Here is a 19464-nt window from a genome sequence, read left to right as displayed (position 1 = left end):
GTGCGTGGACCGGGCCTATCAGGGACGATCTTGTCGGCTCCAGCGGATACGGTACGGAGCTGTGACCGACCAGCCCGTGCTCGACCAGCCCGTGCTCGCGCCACCCTCTCCCCCGGAAGTCCGTGCGGAGCTTCAGCGGCTCGTGCTGGACGACCTCCTCGGCCCGCTCGGAGGCCCCGAGGAGGAGTTTTCCGGCGAGAACCCGGTTGACCGGTATCCACTCGGCCGGCTTGCGCCGCATGGCGTCGATCTGGAACCCGAGGCCCTGGACGAGTTGTCCGGCGCCGCCGCCAGTGATCTCGTGGAGAGCGGCCAGGAGGCCAGCGCGCCGAACGTGCCGAGCCTCAACCCTTCGGCGCTCGGGTTCTCCTGTCGAGTGGACGGTCAGGTCACCGAGCTCATGGTTGCCGCGAAGTGGGGGCGCTACGAGCGGGTCCGCTCGGAGCGCGAGGAGACGGCCGGGCGCACCGTGTGGCGGCGGGACCAGCGGGGCGGAACTGTGCGGGTGCGCCTCGCCGAAGGGCTCATCGATCCGTTGCCGGTTGATCCGGAGCATCCGCACGTCGTCGTGCGGGGTCGGTGTCGGCGGCACGAGGGGGACTGGCTGGTCTCGCTCTACGTGGAGAACGGCCAGTCCCAGCCGGCCAGCAAGCGGGACCCGTCAGCGTGGATCTTCCAGGTCGAGATGAGCGCGACCGGCCCCGGCGACGAGCCAGTGTTCCTGCCCCGCGCCAGCTGGCGGGCCAACGGCGACCAGACCGACCGCGAGGAGCAGGGCCGGCTCGCGATGGCCTACCGACTCCAGCCGCAGTTCGCCGTGGGCAGCGGGGCCGCCGTGCACGTCGAGCCGTCGCCGGAGAATCCTCTGCGCGCCAGGCTGGTTGAGACCCGGACGGTGCCGGTTTACGAGGTGCCCCCCACCGACATCCCCAACCCGGAGACGGACGAGGAGCTGGCGGGGCTCGCCGATCTCGAGCTCGGCATGAAGCGGCTCGCCGAGCTGTCCGATGGTCCGTCCGCCGCCCTGGTGGGAGCGCTGCGCCCGCTGGTCGTCGAGTACCGGGCGTGGATTGACCGGCAGGTGGCCAGGATCGACGACCCTCGTGAGCACCTGGCCGAGTACGCCGAACAGGCCCGCGCCGCCCTGAACACCGCACGCCGGGCGGCGAACCGGATCGAAGCGGGAATCACCCTGCTCGGCAGGGACGAGACTGCTCGGCGCGCCTTCGGCTTCGCCAACCACGCGATGCACCTGCAACGACTGCACACCCAGATCGCGGACCGGCGACGCAAGGAGCCCCAGCTCACCTTCACCGCCACCGTGCGCCGGGTCGAAGCCGAAGACACACCGCGATGGCGGCCGTTCCAGCTCGCGTTCATGTTGCTGAACCTGCCGGCGCTCAGTGATCCCCGCCATCCGGAGCGGTCCGAGGAACGTGACCAGGCCGTCGCCGATCTGCTGTGGTTCCCCACGGGTGGTGGCAAGACCGAGGCGTATCTCGGGTTGACCGCGTTCACCCTCGCCGCTCGTCGGCTCCAGCCTCACACGGGTGGTCTGGACACCAGCGCGGGACTCGCGGTCCTGATGCGGTACACGTTGCGGCTGCTGACGATCCAGCAGTTCGAGCGGGCCGCCGCCCTGATCTGTGCAGCGGAGACGCTGAGGCGCGCGGCCGGAACCACCTGGGGGACCGCACCTTTCCGGCTCGGCCTCTGGGTCGGCGGGGGAGTGACGCCCAACCGGTTCGACGACGTCGAGGACTGGCTGAAGCTCGTGCGCGGGAAGCGGGGCGGGGCGGCGCGGGGCCGGGGCACACCGCACCAGCTCACGAGCTGTCCCTGGTGTGGCGCGCCCATCGAGCCGGGCCAGAACATCGAGGCCAACAAGACCTATCGCCGCACGCTGATCTACTGCTCGGACACGGAGTGCCCGTTCGGGCTGACCATGTCCTCGATCAACAACAACGACATCGACCACCGGGGACTGCCGGTGCTCGTCGTGGACGAGGAGATCTACCGGCATCCGCCCTCGTTGCTCATCGGCACCGTGGACAAGTTCGCGCAGCTTCCCTGGCGCGGGGAGGCCACGACCCTGTTCGGTCGGGTCAGTCAGCGGTGCGAGCGGCACGGGTACGTGACCGAGGACCTGCGCGGCAAGGAGTGGGAGAGCGGGAACCACCGGCCCGCGGCGGACGCCCCGGCCGCCCGGATCGTCGGGGCCACGACCCTGCGTCCGCCGGACCTGATCATTCAGGACGAGCTGCACCTGATCTCCGGACCGCTGGGCTCGTTGGTCGGTCTCTACGAGACGGCTGTGGACCGGCTCGCCACGTGGTACGACAAGGAGAGCGGGCGGAACATCCGACCCAAGGTCGTCGCGTCGACGGCGACCGTTCGTCGGGCGAACCTCCAGATCGAGGCGTTGTTCTACCGGGGGACCGAGGTGTTTCCCCCATCGGGGTTGGACGCGGGGGACAGCTTCTTCGCGCGGCAGCGGCGACCCGAGGAGAAGCCGGGCCGGCGGTACGTGGGGATCTGCGCCCACGGTTCCCGCATCAAGTCCACTCTCATCCGGGTCTACGTGTCCGTGATGGGCGCGGCGCAGAAGTTGCACGAGAAGTACGGCCACAACGAGGTCACCGACCCGTACATGACCCTCGTCGGCTACTTCAACAGCTTGCGGGATCTCGGCGGCATGCGGCGGTTGGTGGAGGACGACGTGTCCACGCGCCTCAGCCACGCGGACCAACGGGGGCTGGCCAGCCGTCCCGAGCCCGACGTCAGGGAGCTGACGTCCCGGCTCACCTCGGACGAGATCCGCCCGTTGCTGGACCGGCTCGCCGTGCCGTTCCCACGTGGGCAGAACACGCAGCGGCCGATCGACGTCCTCCTGGCCACGAGCATGATCGCGGTCGGTGTGGACGTCTCGCGGCTCGGTTTGATGGTGGTGGGCAACCAGCCGAAGTCCGCCGCGGAGTACATCCAGGCGACGAGTCGTGTTGGCCGTGCGGCGCCCGGCATCGTCTTCATGGTTTACAACTGGGCGCGGCCTCGCGACCTCTCGCACTACGAGCGGTTCGAGCACTTCCACGGCAGTCTGTACCGCGAGGTGGAGGCGTTGTCCGTGACGCCGTTCGCCGAGCGGGCGGTGGACCGTGGTCTGACGGGCGTGCTGGTCGCGCTCACCCGCCATCTGGAAGCCGGTTACAACGGCAACGCGCGTGCGCAGGAGTTCAACCGCAGTTCCCAGGTCGCCGACCACGTTGTCCGCTATCTGGGCCGGCGTGCGGAGCAGCCCGCCGACCGCGAGGTCCGGAAGCGGGTGGAGGACGAGGCCGACCGGCGGTTGGACCACTGGGACCGACAGCGGGCCTTCCCCGATCGTCGTCTCGCCTACGAGCAGCCGATGCGGGCGAAGGACACCGCGGGCCTGTTGCACAAGCCGGGCAACGGACGGTGGCACATCACGACCTGTCCCACGTCGTTGCGTGATGTGGAGCCAGGAATCCAGCTTCTTCTCCAGCCTCCGGACGGCTCGCGCTCGGCGGACGACCCGCCGTTCGTGCCCGTGGTCAAGGCGGATGACGACACCCAGGGGGTGACAGCATGACCGGCGCCAGTGACTCCCAGCCGATGCGGGTCGGGGCGCTGCGTCCGAACCAGCTCCTGCACACGTACGGGGTTGGTGCCATGGCCGACCTGCCGAACCTGTCCGTGGTGATGCTGGGACTGGACTTCTGGAACCTCGAACGCTCGGCGTACGTGGAGGAGGATCGCCTGCTCGCCGCGGTCCGCGCCAAGTTGGGGCCGCAGGTCGACGGTCTTCGGCTCCCGCCGCACGTGCCGGAGACGACCAATCCCTTCGAGGAGTGGGCGCGGGTGGGCGCGCCGGTCGGGTTGTTCCCCAACTGGCTGCGGTGCACCCACCAGCGCTGCAACCAGCTCGCCCGAGCCGACTCCGGACTGTTCGAGCTGCTGGGCCACCCCTACCAGCCGGAGAAGATCAGGTACGTGCACAACTGCCGGGGCAACGGCGGTGCGCGGCCGACCGCTGTGCCCGCCCGGTTCGTGCTGGCCTGCGACGACGGTCATCTCGACGACTTTCCGTGGCTGTACTTCGTTCACCGCGGCAGGGAGCTGGAGGGCGCGCACCCGCTGCGGATGAGCGAGCGGGGCACCACCGGAGAGGTCGCGGACGTCAGCATCGAGTGCACGGGAAAGGACTGCGGTGCCCGGCGACGCATGGTTGACGCGTTCGGGCGGGCGGGGGAGGAGAACCTGCCGGCCTGTCGCGGTCGTCATCCGCACCTCGGCACGTTCTCGCCCTGCGGCAGGCAAACCCGGGCGTTGGTGCTCGGCGCGACCAACAGTTGGTTTCCGATGATGCTTCGGGCTTTCACCCTGCCCAGGCAGAGCAATCCGATCCGGCATCTCGTCTCGGAGTTCTGGCGGAACCTGGAGGTCCTGACCACGCTTCCGGAGGACGCGGCAAAGCGCATCCTGCCGACGCAGCGGTTCTGGCCCGAGCTGGAACCGTACGGGGTGGACCGCGTGTGGGCCGAGATCCGGCGAATGGCCCACGAGGAGCAGGACGAGGAACCCGAACCCGGCGACGAGCTGGACCTGCTCACCCCGGAGTGGGCCGCCTTCACCGCATCCTCCACAGTAGACGTTCCGGACTTCAAGACCCGTCGCGAGGACGTGCCTCGGCGGTTCCGGCGCGTGATCGACAACGTGGTGCTGGTGCCTCGGCTGCGGGAGGTCACCGCGCTCTACGGGTTCACGCGCATCGACGCGCCGGAGTGGGAGGTCACGCGAACCAACGACGACAGACGCGGACCACTCAGCTCGGCCGAGCCGTCGTGGGTGCCCTGTGCGGAGACCCGGGGAGAGGGCATCTTCTTGCGGTTCAACGAGGAACGCCTCGCTGAGTGGGAGACAAGGTCGGCCGTCCGCTTCCGGGCCCAGGAGATGCTCGTGCCCGCGCATGATCTCTGGCGGGCGCAACGCCACCTGCCGCGCGGTGAGTGGCCAGGGCTGAGGTACGTCCTGCTGCACACCTTCGCGCACGTGTTGATTCGGGAACTCGCCCTGGAGTCCGGCTACAGCGCTGCGGGTATCGGCGAGCGGATCTATGCGGACAGACAGCGGCAGATGGCGGGTGTTCTTCTGTACACCGCCGCTCCGGACAGTGAGGGCACGCTCGGCGGTCTCGTCGCATTGGGGCAGTCAGACCGGCTGGGCACCCTGATCTCCCGGGCGTTGGAGCGGGCCGAGCTGTGCAGCTCCGATCCGCTGTGCGCGGAGCACGACCCCCGAGTACAGGGCCGGCTCTACGGCGCGGCCTGCCACGCCTGCCTGTTCTCCTCGGAAACCTCGTGCGAGCGCGGCAACCACTACCTGGACCGAGCCCTGCTCGTCCCCACCCTCACGGACTCCGACTACGCCTTCTTCGGCTCAGAACAGTGAATCCGGCGTGACGACAGCGAAGGAGGTGACCTGAACGATCTCCGGTTGGCGGCCCCATGTTCTCAGGGAGCCCGTGACCACGACGTCCTTCTCGTTGAGATGGGCGGAGCCAGCCAACGGATAGTGCTGAGGCGGAAGGTGCACGAGGTACTTCTGTCGCTCCCGGGGCTGGTCCTCGGCCGCGACCACGCCGTCCACCTCGATGATGCCGTGATGCCTGTCCGGGGCCGTGTTCCGGAGCGCGATGACCTTGCCCCGCAAGGTGACTTCCCTGATGGTCGGGAGATCGCGGAGGTACCTGCCGGCCTCACGCAGTCGCTCGATGTGCCGCCTCTCGAAGGACAGGTCCGGAGTCTCCTCGTCGGTCACGGGATCGGCCCGCGACCAGGTGAAGCTGAGGTCGAAGGGGCTCCGGTGGTTGCCACCGATCTCGGCCAGCGCCTCGCACAGGTGCGCCGACACCCCTGCCTCGGTCTGCTCCGCGAAGGCCGCAAAGCTCCTGTTACCGCTCTCCTCGGCCGCGTTGAGGGCGGTTCGCGTCGCGCCGTAGAGATGTCGGACGACGTTTCTGGGGGTCACGGGAAGCCGGTCGTTGTCGTCGAGCAGGGTCTCGACGCGGAGGACGTAGCTGCCCTTGCGGGTCAGGCCAAGGCGAACCTGGTTCATGAAGTCCCAGACAGCCTGAGGCTTGGTGTTCGGGAGGACCGGTTGCCGCATCTCGGGCGCCGCAGTGGTCGCCGCGGCGAGGAACAGGTCCTTCACACCGCTGATCGCCTTGAAACCCTCGTGCAGCAACGTCGTTCCGGATGGTGTTTCCGGCATGGTCCGGATGTACGTCACGTCGACCAACGGGAAGCGAAGCTCGTACAGAATGTCGTGCCTGTCCCGATCCTCCACGACGGCCAGGGTGCGCAGGACGTCCGCGATCCTGGCGGGGTAGTCGCCGAGGTCGGATGTGGAAGGGAGCAGCACCTCCACCGTGGCCCCGTCGATCTCCCGCGACCACACCGCCGCGACGCTGTAGGAGGTGGTCGCCCGCCATCCCGTGGCGGCGAGGTACCGGGCCGCGTTCCTCGGGAGGACGCTGCCCAGCTCGTCGATGTCCAGTGGGGTCGCCATCAGAAGAGCACCTCCCCCGGGGGCGAGTCCTCGAACAACTCCACGAGCTTCCCGGCGGTGAGGAGGTTCGTGCGGGGCACCTCGGCGGTCACCGTCGACCGTCTCCTCGGGTCGATCTCAGGCCTGCCGGTGAAGGAGGCCCAGTAGGCGGCGTGCTGGAGACGGAGGTGTCCGTGTGTCCCGATGACGTACTGGTCGGCGTTCTCGGGAACGATGACCAGGATGAGGAACCGGGGGATCAGGGTTCTGTAGACCAGGTTGTTGTAGTGCTCCACCTTCATCGGATAGCGCCAGAAGGGGCTCCCGTTGTTGGGGCGGGACCACGACTTGACCTGAACCTCGATCCGGGGGAAGTAGGTGCCCGCGAGCTGCCCCGGATAGCCGAAGAGGAAGTCGTCACCAGTCACGTCGGGGTCGGTCTTCGCCACCGTCAGCCCGGCGGCCACCGCGAGCGCCCGAACGAAGACCTCGCCGAACAACCCCTGGTGTTGTCTCCGGTCCAGAGTCATCCCCACGGTCTCGTTCCCCCGACAGTCGTACGAAGCCGTATTCGACCCCACAACCTCGCACCCACCGACACGGAGCACCCCACATTCACCCGTTCGGAGCAACGGACGGTGACGTGGGGGAGCGGCTCTCGCTGGCTTTTACCCAGTCATCGGTATCGATACAACTACCCTGCGCTATCTTCGCGTTTCGCGGGCAGCGTGGCGGGAGAACGGAGCCGAGGCTGGTGTTGGGAACGGACGCAGAGCGGGCCGAGATCATCCGCTTCTGGCGCACCCTGGAGATGTTCAGTCCTCAGAAGGTCGAGAAGGTGAGCCGCGAACGATGGGTGTACGCGGTTGAGCCCGGTGCTCCGTTGCCGTGGGAGCCCGCGCACGAGCTCGCGAAGGTGCGACTTCGGAAGGACCAGACCTGGCGCCACGTGGTCTATCTGGGGACCTACTCCCTGGAATCGGTGTTCGACGTGTTGGCCAAGGTGTTCACCACCGATGCGGAGAGTTTCGACGAGCGCCCGGCGGGGGAGAGCGCGGTCGCCGCGTTCGTGGTTTCCGCTGAGGGACGGCCACTGATCGGTTCCGAGATCCTGTCGAGCTGCGCCTGGGCGACGGGGCGCGCGTGGAGCCCTGGGCCGGGAACGCCCGGATGGTTGTCTGGCTTTGACCTGACGATGGCCGAGTTCAGTGCCTCCTTCGCCGACCTGGTGGCGCCCGACCCGGCTGACAGCGAGGCTGAGCAGTTGCGAGGGCGGGGGCATGTCGTGGGCCGGCCCTTGTGTCAGTGCGTTCTCGACGAATGTCTTGCCGCTGCTGTCGACTTGGTCCAGGCCCGACATGTCCTGCCGTCGCCGCCCGCCGAGATCCGAATCCACAGCCAGATCGTGGCCAGGCGTAACGCCTACAACACCGACGGGCACGACTTCCTCAACAGTCTTATTGCCGATGATCTCGCCGCTGTCGCCGACGCGGTCAAGTCGGGAGACGTCGGTACCGCGCTGAGTGATTACCTGTGCTCCAACGCCGAAGTGGACACGGCACGCCGGGTGGATGTGCGGGATCGACTCGACACGGTGTTGGAGGCCACTGCGCCGAGGAAGGTTCCACTGGGTCGGTGGCCGAGCAGGTCGGAGCATCCGTTGGCGTTGAGTCAGCAGCTCGCGGTGAGCAGTGTGCTGCAACTCCTGGATTCGCGCCCTGGTGTCTTCGGTGTGAACGGTCCCCCAGGCACCGGGAAGACCACGATGCTGCGCGACCTTGTGGCCGCGTTGGTCGTGGAGCGGGCGCGCAGGTTGGCCGAGTTGTCCCACCCACGTGAGGCGTTCGATGGCCAGCGCCGCTGGAAGACCGGTGACTTCAACCGGGTGGTCCATGTGTGGAAGCCACAGTTCACCGGGTTCGAAATCGTCGTGGCTTCGGCGAACAACGGTGCCGTCGAGAATGTGACGAACGAGATTCCCGCCCGGGGTGCGATCGACGACAGCTGGCGTGAGGAAGCGGAACAGCTCGGATACTTCCCGGGGGTCGCCTCCGCACTCCTCGACGTTGAACTCGCTGAGCGTGACGCCGCGGATGAGGACCGGAGGGGGCGGCGGGAGTCGCGATTCCACCGGCTCGGGGTGGGCGTTGGTCGCGGCGCGTTTGGGTAACAAGAAGAACCGGGGACGTTTTGTGGACGCCTGCTGGTACCGCAGACCCGAGGACGCGGTCGAATCCGTCGAAGATCTCCTTGCTTCTGGTGTCCGAGTCGCGGACGACCCGCGATATGGACTGTGGGCGATCCTGAAGGAATATGAGGTGACACCGCCGTCGTGCTCGTGGTTCGAGGCGGTGTCCGCGTTCCACGAGGCGTTGGCTCGGGCAGCGTCGTGCCAGGCGGAGCGGCAGTGTGTCTACGATCTCCTCGGACGGGAGGCACACGTCGAGAGTGAGCGCCTCCTGGCTCAGGAATCTCTTGGAAACGTCCAACAGCAGATCGCCGAAGTGCGGTCACATGCTGAGGAAGCGGAGCGCGTCAGGAGCGACTGGCAGGCTGAGAGAGAACGTCGTCATCGACTGCGTGTTGAGCACCAGAGCTTTCGGCCAGGGTTGCTGGAATGGCTGACAACGTGGGGCAGCGCGATGCGGGAGTGGCGGCAGCGCGACGGCGTTCTGGCTCATGACGTCACTGTGGCTGACCAAACGCTCCTGGCGCTGCGAGCCGACCACTCTCGGCTGAGCGAGGATGTCCGTCGCCTCACTCACGTCGCCGTCGCCCAGCAGGAGGCGCTACGTCGTTGGGAGCAGGAGTTGGCCGACGTACGGGCCTCGCTGCACTCCGCCCGGGCGGCGCTCGGGCGCCATTTCCCAGACGAAACCTGGTGGAAAAACAGAGAGCATCGCGAAAAGTCGGCGCTGTGGACGGACCCGGCGTGGAACGACGCTCGGACGAGTCTGTTCCTGGCGGCGTTGCGGTTGCACAAGGCCTTTCTTCAGCACGCTGCCACCCAGATGCGGCAAAGCCTTCAGGGCGCCATGGACCTGCTGTCGGGGGAAGCGCCGCGTGACCTCCCGGAGGACGCCGCGCTGGCAGCGTGGCGTGCGCTCTTCTTCGTTGTTCCGGTGGTGTCCACCACGTTCGCCTCGTTCGCTCGTCTCTTCGCTCATCTGGGTAGGGAGACGTTGGGGTGGTTGCTCGTCGACGAGGCGGGTCAGGCGACGCCGCAGAGCGCGGTGGGCGCGCTCTGGCGCTCGAAGCGCGCAGTGGTCGTGGGTGATCCCCTCCAGCTGGAACCGATCACGACGCTGCCTTTCCGCGCCGAGCAGGCTATTCGGCTTGACCACGGTGTCGACGAGCAGTGGCTGAGTTGCCGGACCTCTGTCCAGCGCCTGGCGGACCGGCTTACTCCTCTGGGGACCTGGCTGCCCGAAGATGACGGGAAGATATGGGTTGGAGCGCCGCTGACCGTTCACCGTCGGTGCGACGGACCCATGTTCGGTATTGTCAATGACATCGCCTACGGCGGTCTCATGATCAACGGGACGAACGAGAAGAATTCGGGAAGATTCCGGGAGAAGTTTCCGTCCCTCCCGCCGTCGAAGTGGATCAATGTTGTTTCGAGCGGATCGCAGGGGCACTGGATTCCGGACGAGGGGCGGCACCTGGACCGGATCCTCACCGTGTTGCGTGACCTGCGGTTCGACATGGCACAGGTGATGGTGATCGCCCCCTTCCGGGACATTGCGCGCCGCGTGCGCTCCAGGGCGGAGCGCTACCCGGGCCTGGTTGCCGGCACCATTCACACCGCGCAGGGCAAACAGGCGGACATCGTGATCCTCGTCCTGGGGAGCGATCCCCAACGTCATGGTGCGCGACGTTGGGCGGCCAGTAAACCCAACCTGCTCAACGTCGCTGTCAGCCGGGCCAAGCGGCGCCTCTACGTCATCGGTGATCGCAGGGCTTGGGCGCAAAATCGCTATTTCGACGTGCTGTCCGCACGTCTGCCTGACTCCACACCTCGTTGATTACGTTCGTCTGCGACGGCTGACGCATGAGGTTGCACTCGGGCATAGTCATTGGACTGCTCTGGTGAGCCGTGAGCGGGAAAACCGGGGAAGACGTTCGGCAGGATACGATCATGGGAGGGTTCGGAGACGACGGGGGGCGCCGTGAGTGGCGGGGGTCTTGAGCAGGGCGACGCGGGTGCTTCGCGGGGGCCGCTGGTTGATCGCGTCAGGCGCCTGTTCGAGTTTCTCATTCGGGCGCAGCAGTTGCGGAACGAGCCCGTGCGCACCGTGGACGCCTACCGCCGGGATGGTTCCGTTCTGTGGTTGGAGGGCGTTCCCGAGCACCCGGCGGTGATGTCGGCCCACCGGAGCGCTGATCCGCAGCCGGACGCGGCGGTGCTCACCGTCGACCGGGTTCCTCGCCTTGAGCCGCCGGCCCCGGAGAACACGCTTGCCAGGTGGCTGGATGGGCCGTTGGACGATCCCCACAACCCGCCGGCGTTGCGCGAGAGCATCACGGCGGTTGGCAAGGGGGAGAAGGAAAGTCACGGGGAGGGCGACCAACGAGCCAGCCGGCGCCTGACCCTGGACGAGCACCCGGATGTTCGGAAGCGCTACCAGAAGTGGTTGGAGCGCTGGCAGGAGTGGGCGAGCCAGGAGCTGCTCGACCGCCCTGTTCGCGACCTGTACAGCGAGTTGTTCTCCACGTACATGTCGGCGAGCGGGAACCTTGAGGAGCTCGAACTCGTTGTGGGCGCCGGTTGTCTGGCCTGGGAGCCGCCCACCGGCCCCGCCGTGCGGCGGCACCTCCTCACGGCGCCGGCCGCCATCCGGTTCGACGACGCGAGCGGGCGGCTCACCGTCGAGCGCGTCGAGTCGTTCGACGGGATCGCGGTCGAGCTGGACATGCTCGACCCGAGGCTGACCAGTTCCCCGCACATCAAGGATGTTCGGGCGGAGGCCAGGGATTCCGAGGCCCATCCGTTGCACCGGGAGATGGTCGCGGCCTCGGTTCGCCGCCTCGTGCACACGATGGACGCCGAGGGCGAGTACCGCGACGAGGACGACGCGCCGACGCCGTCGCCCCGTGCGGTCGCCACGTTCGCGCCCGCCCTCGTCCTGCGGAAGCGGTCGCAGCAGGGGCTCGTGGACATCTTCGAGACCATCCTGGAGCAGATCGGCGAGGCCGGCGAGGTGCCGGACGGCCTGCTGCCGCTGGTCGACCCGGATCACCGCCCCGCGGCGGAGAACCGGTCCGGTGAGGGCGCGATGGTCGTCGTGGACGACGACCCCTTCCTTCCGTTGCCCGTCAACGACGTCCAGCTCCGCGTCATCCGGCAGGTCGACGCGCAGGCCCAGACCCTGGTCCAGGGCCCGCCCGGCACCGGGAAGACCCACACCGCGGCGGCGTTGTTGTCGCACCTTCTGGCCCAGGGCAAGCGGGTGCTGGTGACCGCCCACACTGACCGCGCCCTCAAAGAGGTTCGCGACAAGCTTCCCGACGAGATCAAGCCGTTGTCCGTCGCCGTGGTGGGCACGTCCCGGGAGGACATGTCGGATCTCAAGGTGGCTGTCGAGCGCATCGCGGCCACCGCGAGCGAGCACGACCCGGTAGCGGCGGAAAACGCCATTCGTCAGTGTCTCGACACCATCGACGAACTCCGTCGGGAGCGCGCGGGCCTGTACCGCCAGCTCGTGGACGCCCGGGAACACGAGGTGCGCGAACACGTCCGGGCAGGGTACCGCGGAACCCTGGCCGCGATCGCCCGGCAGCACCAGGGGGACGCCCAGCGGTTCGGGTGGATCGCCGCGCACGTGGCCGTCGGGTCCGAAGAGGACTGTCCACTTCGGACGAACGAGGTGTTGGAGTGGCGTGGGTACCTGCTCGACGCCGAGCTTTCCGCCGACGAGCCGGAATCCCGGCGGCGGCTGCTGGATCTGGCCGTCCTGCCCCGGCCGGACGCCTTCGCCGACCTCGCGGCCGCGGAGCGGACGGCGGTCGCGAACGACCAGCAGCACGAGCCGCTGAAGCACCACGCCGCGTTCGGCGCCGTGAGCCGGCTCGACGCCTCCGCCCGCGCGCAGCTCCAGCGACGCCTGCGCCAGCTCGCGGAGGAGGTGGAGCAGCTGTCCCGCCGTCCCGAGGCGTGGATGCGCGAGGCGCTGACCGACATCCGCTCCGGCCGGACCCGGCTGTGGCAGGCGCGGGCGCAGCAGATCTCCGAGCTCATCGGGCGGACCCACCCGCTCGTCGAGCGGATCGGCCCGCTGACCGAGGTGCGGGTGACGCACGACCCCGGCCAGCTCGTCGCGCTGGCCAGCGCCCTGCGGGCGCACCTGGGCGTCAACGGCGGCCTGCGCACCACGCCCGACGGCTCGCCGAAGATCGGCCTCTTCGCGCCCGGCGTGGTCAAGCGGGCCAGACCGCTGTTCGACCACGTCCGGGTCGACGGGCTCCCGCCCACCACGCCCCGGCAGCTCGACGTCTTCATGGCGTGGGTGGAGGCGACGAGGTCGCTCGGCGCCCTCGACCGGGCCTGGCCGGACGGCGTCCACGTCCCCGCCGAGGACACCCTGCGGGAACACCTCCAGTGGCACGTCACGGAGTTCGAGCAGCTGCAACGGGTGTTGCGCCTCGCCGAGGCGCTCCACACCGAGGAGCAGCACCTCGCGCAGGCCAAGCTGCCGCGTCCGGACTGGACGGACCTCGCCGCGGTCCGCACCTACGCCGAGGTGGTCGACGCCACCACCGCCGCCGACGCGCGGCTCACCGCGGCCAGCCGGCTGGCGGCGGTCGAGGAAGCGCTCGCCGAGGCGGCCCGCTGGGCGGATGCGGCTCCCACCGTCCACCGCATGCTTTCCGCTGTGCGCCAACGAAACCACGACGAGTACGCCGCGTCCTACCGGCGCGTCGAGCGGCTGGCCGACGTCCGTCGCGTGGCTGAGCGACGCGACCAGCTGGGCGCGCGCCTGACAGCGGCGGCGCCTGCCCTGTGCGAGGCGATCGCGGGCAACCCCTCCGCCGCCGAGTGGGACGACCGGCTCGCCGGCTTCACCGAGGCGTGGGCGTGGGCGGCCACCGGAGCCTGGGTGGCCGAACAGGGCGCCGCGGACGTCAACGGGTTGCAGGCCGAGGTCACCCGGGTCGAGGAGCGGATCCGCCGCGAGGTGACCAGGCTCGCCGCGGAGCGCGCGTGGCGGCACGCCGTCGCCCCGGACCGGCTCACCGGGCAGGCCAGGGCCGACCTCAAGCAGTACTCGTACCTGGTCCAGCGACTGGGCAAGGGGACGGGCAAGTACGCCGCCAAGCAGCGGGCCGACATCCGCAGGGCGATGGACCGGTGCCGCCCGGCCGTGCCGGTGTGGATCATGCCGATCTACCGGATCGCCGAGCAGCTCCGGATCCAGCCGGACATGTTCGACGTCGTCGTCGTGGACGAGGCGTCCCAGGCGGGGCTGGAGGCCAGCTTCCTGCAGTACCTCGCCCCGAAGATCGTCGTGATCGGCGACGACAAGCAGGTGTCCCCGGCGGCGGTCGGCGTCGACCAGCAGCAGCTCAGGGACCTGGCCGCGCACTACCTGGCCGACGACCGGTACCGGGCCTCGTGGCAGGACCCGCAGCGCAGCCTGTTCGACGAGGCCAAGATGCGGTATGGCAGCCTGCTCACCCTGGTGGAGCACCGCCGCTGCGTGCCCGAGATCATCGGCTTCTCCAACCGCGTCGCGTACGAGCCCGACCGCATCCGCCTCATCCCGGTCCGGCAGTACGGCAACGACCGGCTCGACCCGATCAGGGTCGTGCACCTCCCGGACGGGTACACGCGGGGCACCACCAACAAGGTCAACCCGGTCGAGGTCGACGCGATCGTCGGGCAGATCGAGAAGTGCCTGGCCGACCCGCGGTACGACGGCCTCACCTTCGGCGTGATCTCGCTGTTGGGCACCGCGCAGGCCAGGGCGATCGAGAAGCGGCTGCTCGAACGAGTCCCGCCGGAGGAGCTGCGGGCCAGGGACCTGCGGTGCGGGGACTCCGCCGACTTCCAGGGCTCCGAGCGGGACGTGATGTTCCTGTCCATGGTCGTGGCCCCGGAGCCGGGGCAACGCCTCGGCGCGTTGACGAGGGACCTGTACGTCCAGCGGTACAACGTGGCGGCCTCCCGCGCCAAGGACCAGATGTGGGTCTTCCACTCGGTCGCGCTGTCCGATCTCGGCAACCCCGAGGACATGCGGTTCCAGCTCCTCGACTACTGCTACGGCGTCGTCAACCGGGCGCGGAACGCCGAGGGGGGACAGGGCGCGGGTCTGGTTCCCGAGGACCAGCGGGTCGAGCCGTTCGACTCGCTGTTCGAGCAACGCGTTTACAACCGGTTGGTCGAGCGCGGGTACACCGTGATCCCGCAGTACCCCGTCGATCCCTACCGGCTCGACCTCGTGGTCGTGGGCGCGAAGACGCGCCTGGCGATCGAGTGCGACGGCGACGCGTGGCACGGACCCGACGCGTACGAGCGGGATCTGCACCGCCAGCGCGATCTGGAGCGGTGCGGCTGGCAGTTCTTCCGCATCCGCGAGTCCGCCTTCTACGTGGACCAGGCCGCGGTGCTGGAGGACCTCTGGGCCAGGTTGCGGGAGCTGGACGTGCACCCGTCGGGGTGGACGGCCGGCGACGTGGTCGTCGACGATGTTCCGGCGCCGGAGGTCGCGGAGCCTGAGGTCGCGGAGCCGAACCCGGACGCCGGTCAGGTCCGCGAAGGTGTCCGCGAAGGCGTTGTCCTCGATCAGGTCGAGGACACTTCACCGCCGGTGTTGGAGTCCCCTGTCGAGGAAGCTGTCACCCTCGAAAAGCCCGTCACGGTGCAGGAACCGGTCGCTGTTCAGGAACCCGTCGCCGTCGAGGAGACCGAGCCGGTCGCGGTGGCCGTGAAGGCGACCCCTCCCGTCGACGCTGGCGCCGCCGCTCCGTACGAGGAGTTCGCGGGCGTGCTTCCGGCGGTGACGGAGGCGTCGCAGCAGGAGCTCGTCACCGGGCTCCGGGCCATCGTGGCCGTCGAGGGTCCGGTCGTCGGTCACCGTGCGCACAGCGCCTACCTGAAGGCGTCTGGTGCTCGCCGGACGGGCAGGCTGATCGCCAACGCCCTCGACGAGGCCCTCACCGCCGCCGTGGCGCAGGGAGTGCTCGTCGAGGACGACCCCCTCGGCGACTCGGTCGTCCGGTCCCGCACCTACCGGCTTCCCGACCAGCCCCTCGCGCGGGTTCGGCAGCCGGGTCCGCGCCCGTTCGACCAGATCCCGCCGCACGAGCTCGCGGTGGCGCTCGCGCGGGCGGCCCAGGAGCGCGGCTGGCAGGACGAGGAGGGCCTGTGCCGGGCGGCGCTGGCGACCTTCGGCCTCAAGCGGCTCACCGCGAGCATCCGCGCGCGGTTGGAGGCGGCCCTCCCGGTCGCCCGGGACTCCGGGCCGGGCGAGCTCCAGCAGTGAGAACTGGTCGTCCCACATCGCCGATCGTCCGATCCGGAATTCTCCGGCCGGACGATTGGTGATGTTGGTAAGTGTGGTCGCGGGTTTTCGTGGTCCGTGCGGCCCCGGTGCCGACCTGCGAGTTCCGGAATCTCCGGAGAATGGGGTCCGGGCCGGGGTCGGGACGCGCGAACGAAAGCCTTGACCAGCATCCGGGGATGCCCGCGTCCGGCGCGGCGGAGCAGCGGTGCTCCTCACACCAGGCGTTGGGCTGCTCACCCTCCGTTCTGACACCCCGCGCCTGACACTGTACGAGGCAGGGTGACGCGCGCCGGCGGTCGACCCGTGGTGCCCGGCCTGCCGGAACAAACAGGCAGAATGGTGGTTTGAACGGTGGAGGGCGGTCGACGCCCCACCGGGGGCGGCAAACCAGGACGAGGAGGCGTGGTGGCGCGCGGCGAGCTGCGGGGCGTGGTGGCGGTGGACGGGCCGTCGGGCACCGGGAAGTCCACTGTCGCACGGCGGCTCGCGGCCGGATTCGGCGCCGAGTACCTCGACACGGGCGCGATGTACCGCGCGGTGACGCTGGCCGTGCTGCGGTCCGGCGTCGACCTCGCGGACACCGACGCGGTCGTCGAGGTCGCGCGGCGGGCCGAGCTGGGCTCGGGCACCGACCCCGAGGGCCCGACCATCCACCTCGGCGCGGAGGACGTCGCCGAGGAGATCCGCGGGCAGGCGGTCACCCTGGCGGTCTCGGCGGTCTCCGCCGTCCCCCGGGTGCGGGAGCTGCTCGTCGATCGCCAGCGGCGGACGATCGCCGAGGCGGTGGCCAGGACCGGCGGCATCGTGGTCGAGGGCCGCGACATCGGCACCACCGTCGCCCCCGACGCCGAGCTGAAGGTGTTCCTCACCGCCTCCGCCGAGGCCAGGGCCCAACGCAGGGCGGCCCAGGACAGCGCGGCCGGCCGCGCCGCGTCCGTGGACGCCACGCTGGCCGACGTGCGCCGTCGGGACGGGCTCGACTCCAGCCGCGCGGTGTCGCCGCTGCGCCGGGCCGAGGACGCCGTGGAGGTCGACACCACCGAGCTGGACGTGGACGGCGTGCTGCGCGAGCTGGCCGCCCTGGTCGAGCGCCGCGGCCTGCTGCCCGTGACGGAACGGAGCCGGCGATGACCCGGGCGGGCCAGGCGGTCCCGGCCGCGTCCCCGGCCGGCCCCCGGGGCGTCGCAGCCGCCGGCCCCGACCTGCCGCCGGACGCCTGGCCGTGGCTGCACGACCTCGCCCGGTGGATCGGCACCTGGTGGTACCGGCCGTTCTTCCGGCTGCGGGTGCGGGGACGGCACCGGGTCCCGCGCGGCGTGCCCGTCGTGCTGGTGGCCAACCACAGCGCGTTCGTCGACGGGCCGTTCCTGTACGGCGTGGTCGGCCGGCGCGCGGTGTTCCTGATCAAGCGTGAGATCTTCCGCGGGCCGTTGGGCTGGGCGCTGCGCCGCATCGGGCAGCTCCCGGTCCGCCGGGGAGAACCGGACCGGACCTCGCTGCTCGCCGCGGTGCGCGTGTTGCGCGCCGGTGGCCTCGTCGGGGTGTTCCCCGAGGGCACGCGGGGCGACGGCGCGGTGAGCGACGCCGAGAACGGCGCCGCGTGGCTGGCCCGCTCGGCCGGGGCGCTGGTGCTGCCGGTGGCCTGCCGGGGCACGTTGCGCCCGGCCGACGGCCGTCGGCGCTTCCGGCCCCGGGTGGACGTGCTGGTCGGCGAGCCGTTCGCGCTCCCGGCGGACAAGGGGCGCACCGCGCTGCGGGCGGCCACCGAGCGGCTGCGCGGCGAGCTGGCGGCCCTGGTGGCCGAACTCGACCGACAGCGGGGCGAAGGAGTTCCGAGCGTGACTGACGGACCGACGACCGACCGACCGGGCGGGGCCCGGGCGCGGGTGTCCCGCGACAGCCAGAGGGGAGAACGAGCGTGACCGGCCTGGACGGCACGTGGGCCGACGAGGCCGAGTGGACGGCGTTGGACGAGGCCGCCGAGGCCGGGGAGCTGCCCGGCGGAGGTGAGCCGCCGCAGCCGACGCTGGCCGTCGTCGGCCGGCCCAACGTGGGCAAGTCGACGTTGGTGAACCGGATTCTGGGCCGCCGGGAGGCGGTCGTGCAGGACACCCCGGGCGTCACCCGGGACCGCGTGGCCTACGACGCCCTGTGGAACGGCCGGCGGTTCACCGTGCTCGACACCGGTGGGTGGGAGCCGGACGCGCGGGGCCTGCAGGCGTCGGTGGCCGCGCAGGCGGAGCTGGCCATGTCCACCGCGGACGCGATCCTGCTGGTCGTGGACGCCACCGTGGGCGCGACCACGACCGACGAGGCCGTGGCCAAGGTGCTGCGCCGCTCCAAGCGGCCGGTGCTGCTCGCGGCCAACAAGGTCGACGACGAGCGGCTGACGGCCGACGTGGCGTCGCTGTGGTCGCTCGGCCTCGGTGAGCCGATCCCGGTCAGCGCCCTGCACGGGCGCGGCTCGGGCGACCTGCTCGACACCATCCTGGGCGCGCTGCCCGAGACACCCCGCGAGGTGCTCGGCGCGACCGGCGGTCCCCGGCGCATCGCGCTCGTCGGCAAGCCGAACGTGGGCAAGTCCAGCCTGCTCAACCGGCTGACGGGCGAGGAGCGCTCGGTGGTCGACTCGGTCGCCGGCACCACGGTCGACCCGGTCGACTCGCTGGTCGAGCTGGACGAGGAGACCTGGCGGTTCGTCGACACGGCCGGGCTGCGCAAGCGCGTGCACACGGCCAGCGGCACCGAGTACTACGCGTCGCTGCGCACCAAGGCCGCGATCGAGGCGGCCGAGGTCGCGATCGTGCTGGTTGACGCCAGCGAGCCGCTCAGCGAGCAGGACCTGCGGGTGATCACGATGGTGGTCGACGCCGGCCGGGCGCTGGTGCTCGCCTACAACAAGTGGGACCTCGTCGACGAGGACCGCCGGTACCAGCTCGCCAAGGAGATCGACCGTGAGCTGGTGCGGGTGCGCTGGGCCGAGCGGGTGAACGTCTCGGCGCGCACCGGTCGCGCGGTGGCGAAGCTGGCCCCGGCGCTGCGCACGGCGCTGACGTCGTGGGACCAGCGGGTGCCGACCGGTCAGCTCAACGCGTGGCTGAACGACCTCGTCGCCGCCACCCCGCCGCCGGTGCGCGGCGGGAAGCAGCCCAAGGTCCTCTTCGCCACCCAGGCGCAGACCCGGCCGCCGACGTTCGTGCTGTTCACCACCGGGTTCCTGGAGGCCGGCTACCGGCGGTTCCTGGAGCGCAGGCTCCGCGAGACCTTCGGCTTCACCGGCACCCCGGTGCGGATCTCGGTCCGGGTCCGGGAGCGCAAGCCCCGCAAGTGAACACCGGGGCAGCGGCCGCCGCTCCACCTCCTGTACACCCAAAGGGTGTAGTCCACTGCGGTG

10 protein-coding genes are annotated in these 19464 nt (G+C 70.0%); 8 read left to right on the top strand and 2 right to left on the bottom strand.

The window, feature by feature from the left end; genetic code table 11:
* Window positions 1–61: 61 nt before the first annotated feature.
* Both drmA and drmB read left to right on the top strand, forming a co-directional pair.
* Window positions 62–3610, top strand: a complete 3549-nt coding sequence (gene drmA, locus BUE43_RS27150) for a DISARM system helicase DrmA (protein WP_073488673.1) — start codon at window positions 62–64, stop codon at window positions 3608–3610.
* Window positions 3607–5469: a DUF1998 domain-containing protein gene (gene drmB / locus BUE43_RS27145; RefSeq protein ID WP_073488671.1), complete on the top strand. Its 1863-nt coding sequence runs from the start codon at window positions 3607–3609 to the stop codon at window positions 5467–5469. Before drmA ends, drmB begins: the two co-directional genes overlap by 4 nt.
* Here the strand turns inward: drmB and BUE43_RS27140 are convergent.
* Window positions 5458–6588 carry a hypothetical protein gene (locus BUE43_RS27140; RefSeq protein WP_073488670.1) on the bottom strand — a complete coding sequence of 377 codons (1131 nt, stop codon included), beginning with the start codon at window positions 6586–6588 and terminating at the stop codon, window positions 5458–5460. The genes drmB and BUE43_RS27140 overlap by 12 nt on opposite strands.
* Window positions 6588–7097 carry a DUF4365 domain-containing protein gene (locus tag BUE43_RS27135; RefSeq protein WP_073488668.1) on the bottom strand — a complete coding sequence of 170 codons (510 nt, stop codon included), beginning with the start codon at window positions 7095–7097 and terminating at the stop codon, window positions 6588–6590. The genes BUE43_RS27140 and BUE43_RS27135 overlap by 1 nt, the downstream gene beginning before the upstream one ends.
* A 224-nt stretch (window positions 7098–7321) precedes the next feature.
* Here BUE43_RS27135 and BUE43_RS35395 point away from each other — a divergent pair, with 224 nt between their 5' ends.
* The 6 genes from BUE43_RS35395 (at window position 7322) to der (ending at window position 19401) form a co-directional block, all read left to right on the top strand.
* Complete coding sequence (locus BUE43_RS35395; protein WP_234995954.1) at window positions 7322–8737, top strand: DEAD/DEAH box helicase family protein; 1416 nt, start codon at window positions 7322–7324, stop codon at window positions 8735–8737.
* Window positions 8715–10592 (top strand): DEAD/DEAH box helicase, encoded by a 1878-nt coding sequence (locus BUE43_RS35390; protein WP_234995953.1) that lies wholly within the window; start codon window positions 8715–8717, stop codon window positions 10590–10592. The genes BUE43_RS35395 and BUE43_RS35390 overlap by 23 nt, the downstream gene beginning before the upstream one ends.
* A 261-nt stretch (window positions 10593–10853) precedes the next feature.
* Window positions 10854–16049 carry an AAA domain-containing protein gene (locus BUE43_RS27125; RefSeq protein WP_234995952.1) on the top strand — a complete coding sequence of 1732 codons (5196 nt, stop codon included), beginning with the start codon at window positions 10854–10856 and terminating at the stop codon, window positions 16047–16049.
* Window positions 16050–16475: 426 nt separating this feature from the next.
* The gene (gene cmk / locus BUE43_RS27120) at window positions 16476–17201 is read left to right on the top strand and encodes a (d)CMP kinase (RefSeq protein WP_073488767.1); all 726 of its coding nucleotides are present in this window, start codon (window positions 16476–16478) and stop codon (window positions 17199–17201) included.
* The gene (locus BUE43_RS27115; RefSeq protein ID WP_073488666.1) at window positions 17198–17992 is read left to right on the top strand and encodes a lysophospholipid acyltransferase family protein; all 795 of its coding nucleotides are present in this window, start codon (window positions 17198–17200) and stop codon (window positions 17990–17992) included. Before cmk ends, BUE43_RS27115 begins: the two co-directional genes overlap by 4 nt.
* Entirely contained in the window at window positions 17989–19401 is a 1413-nt protein-coding gene (der, locus tag BUE43_RS27110) for a ribosome biogenesis GTPase Der (RefSeq protein WP_073488665.1), read from the top strand. Before BUE43_RS27115 ends, der begins: the two co-directional genes overlap by 4 nt.
* The last annotated feature ends 63 nt before the right edge of the window (window positions 19402–19464 follow it).

Source organism: Streptoalloteichus hindustanus (genome assembly GCF_900129375.1).
In the GTDB taxonomy this organism is placed as follows: domain Bacteria; phylum Actinomycetota; class Actinomycetes; order Mycobacteriales; family Pseudonocardiaceae; genus Streptoalloteichus; species Streptoalloteichus hindustanus.
The sequence above is the reverse complement of the archived record's forward strand: the minus strand, read 5'-3'. Positions and strand labels throughout refer to the sequence as shown.

Coding starts and splice junctions, on each gene's coding strand:
- drmB (WP_073488671.1), top strand. CDS start 3,607: ATGACCGGCGCCAGTGACTCCCAGCCGATGCGGGTCGGGGCGCTGCGT.
- BUE43_RS27140 (WP_073488670.1), bottom strand. CDS start 6,588: ATGGCGACCCCACTGGACATCGACGAGCTGGGCAGCGTCCTCCCGAGG.
- BUE43_RS27135 (WP_073488668.1), bottom strand. CDS start 7,097: ATGACTCTGGACCGGAGACAACACCAGGGGTTGTTCGGCGAGGTCTTC.
- BUE43_RS27115 (WP_073488666.1), top strand. CDS start 17,198: ATGACCCGGGCGGGCCAGGCGGTCCCGGCCGCGTCCCCGGCCGGCCCC.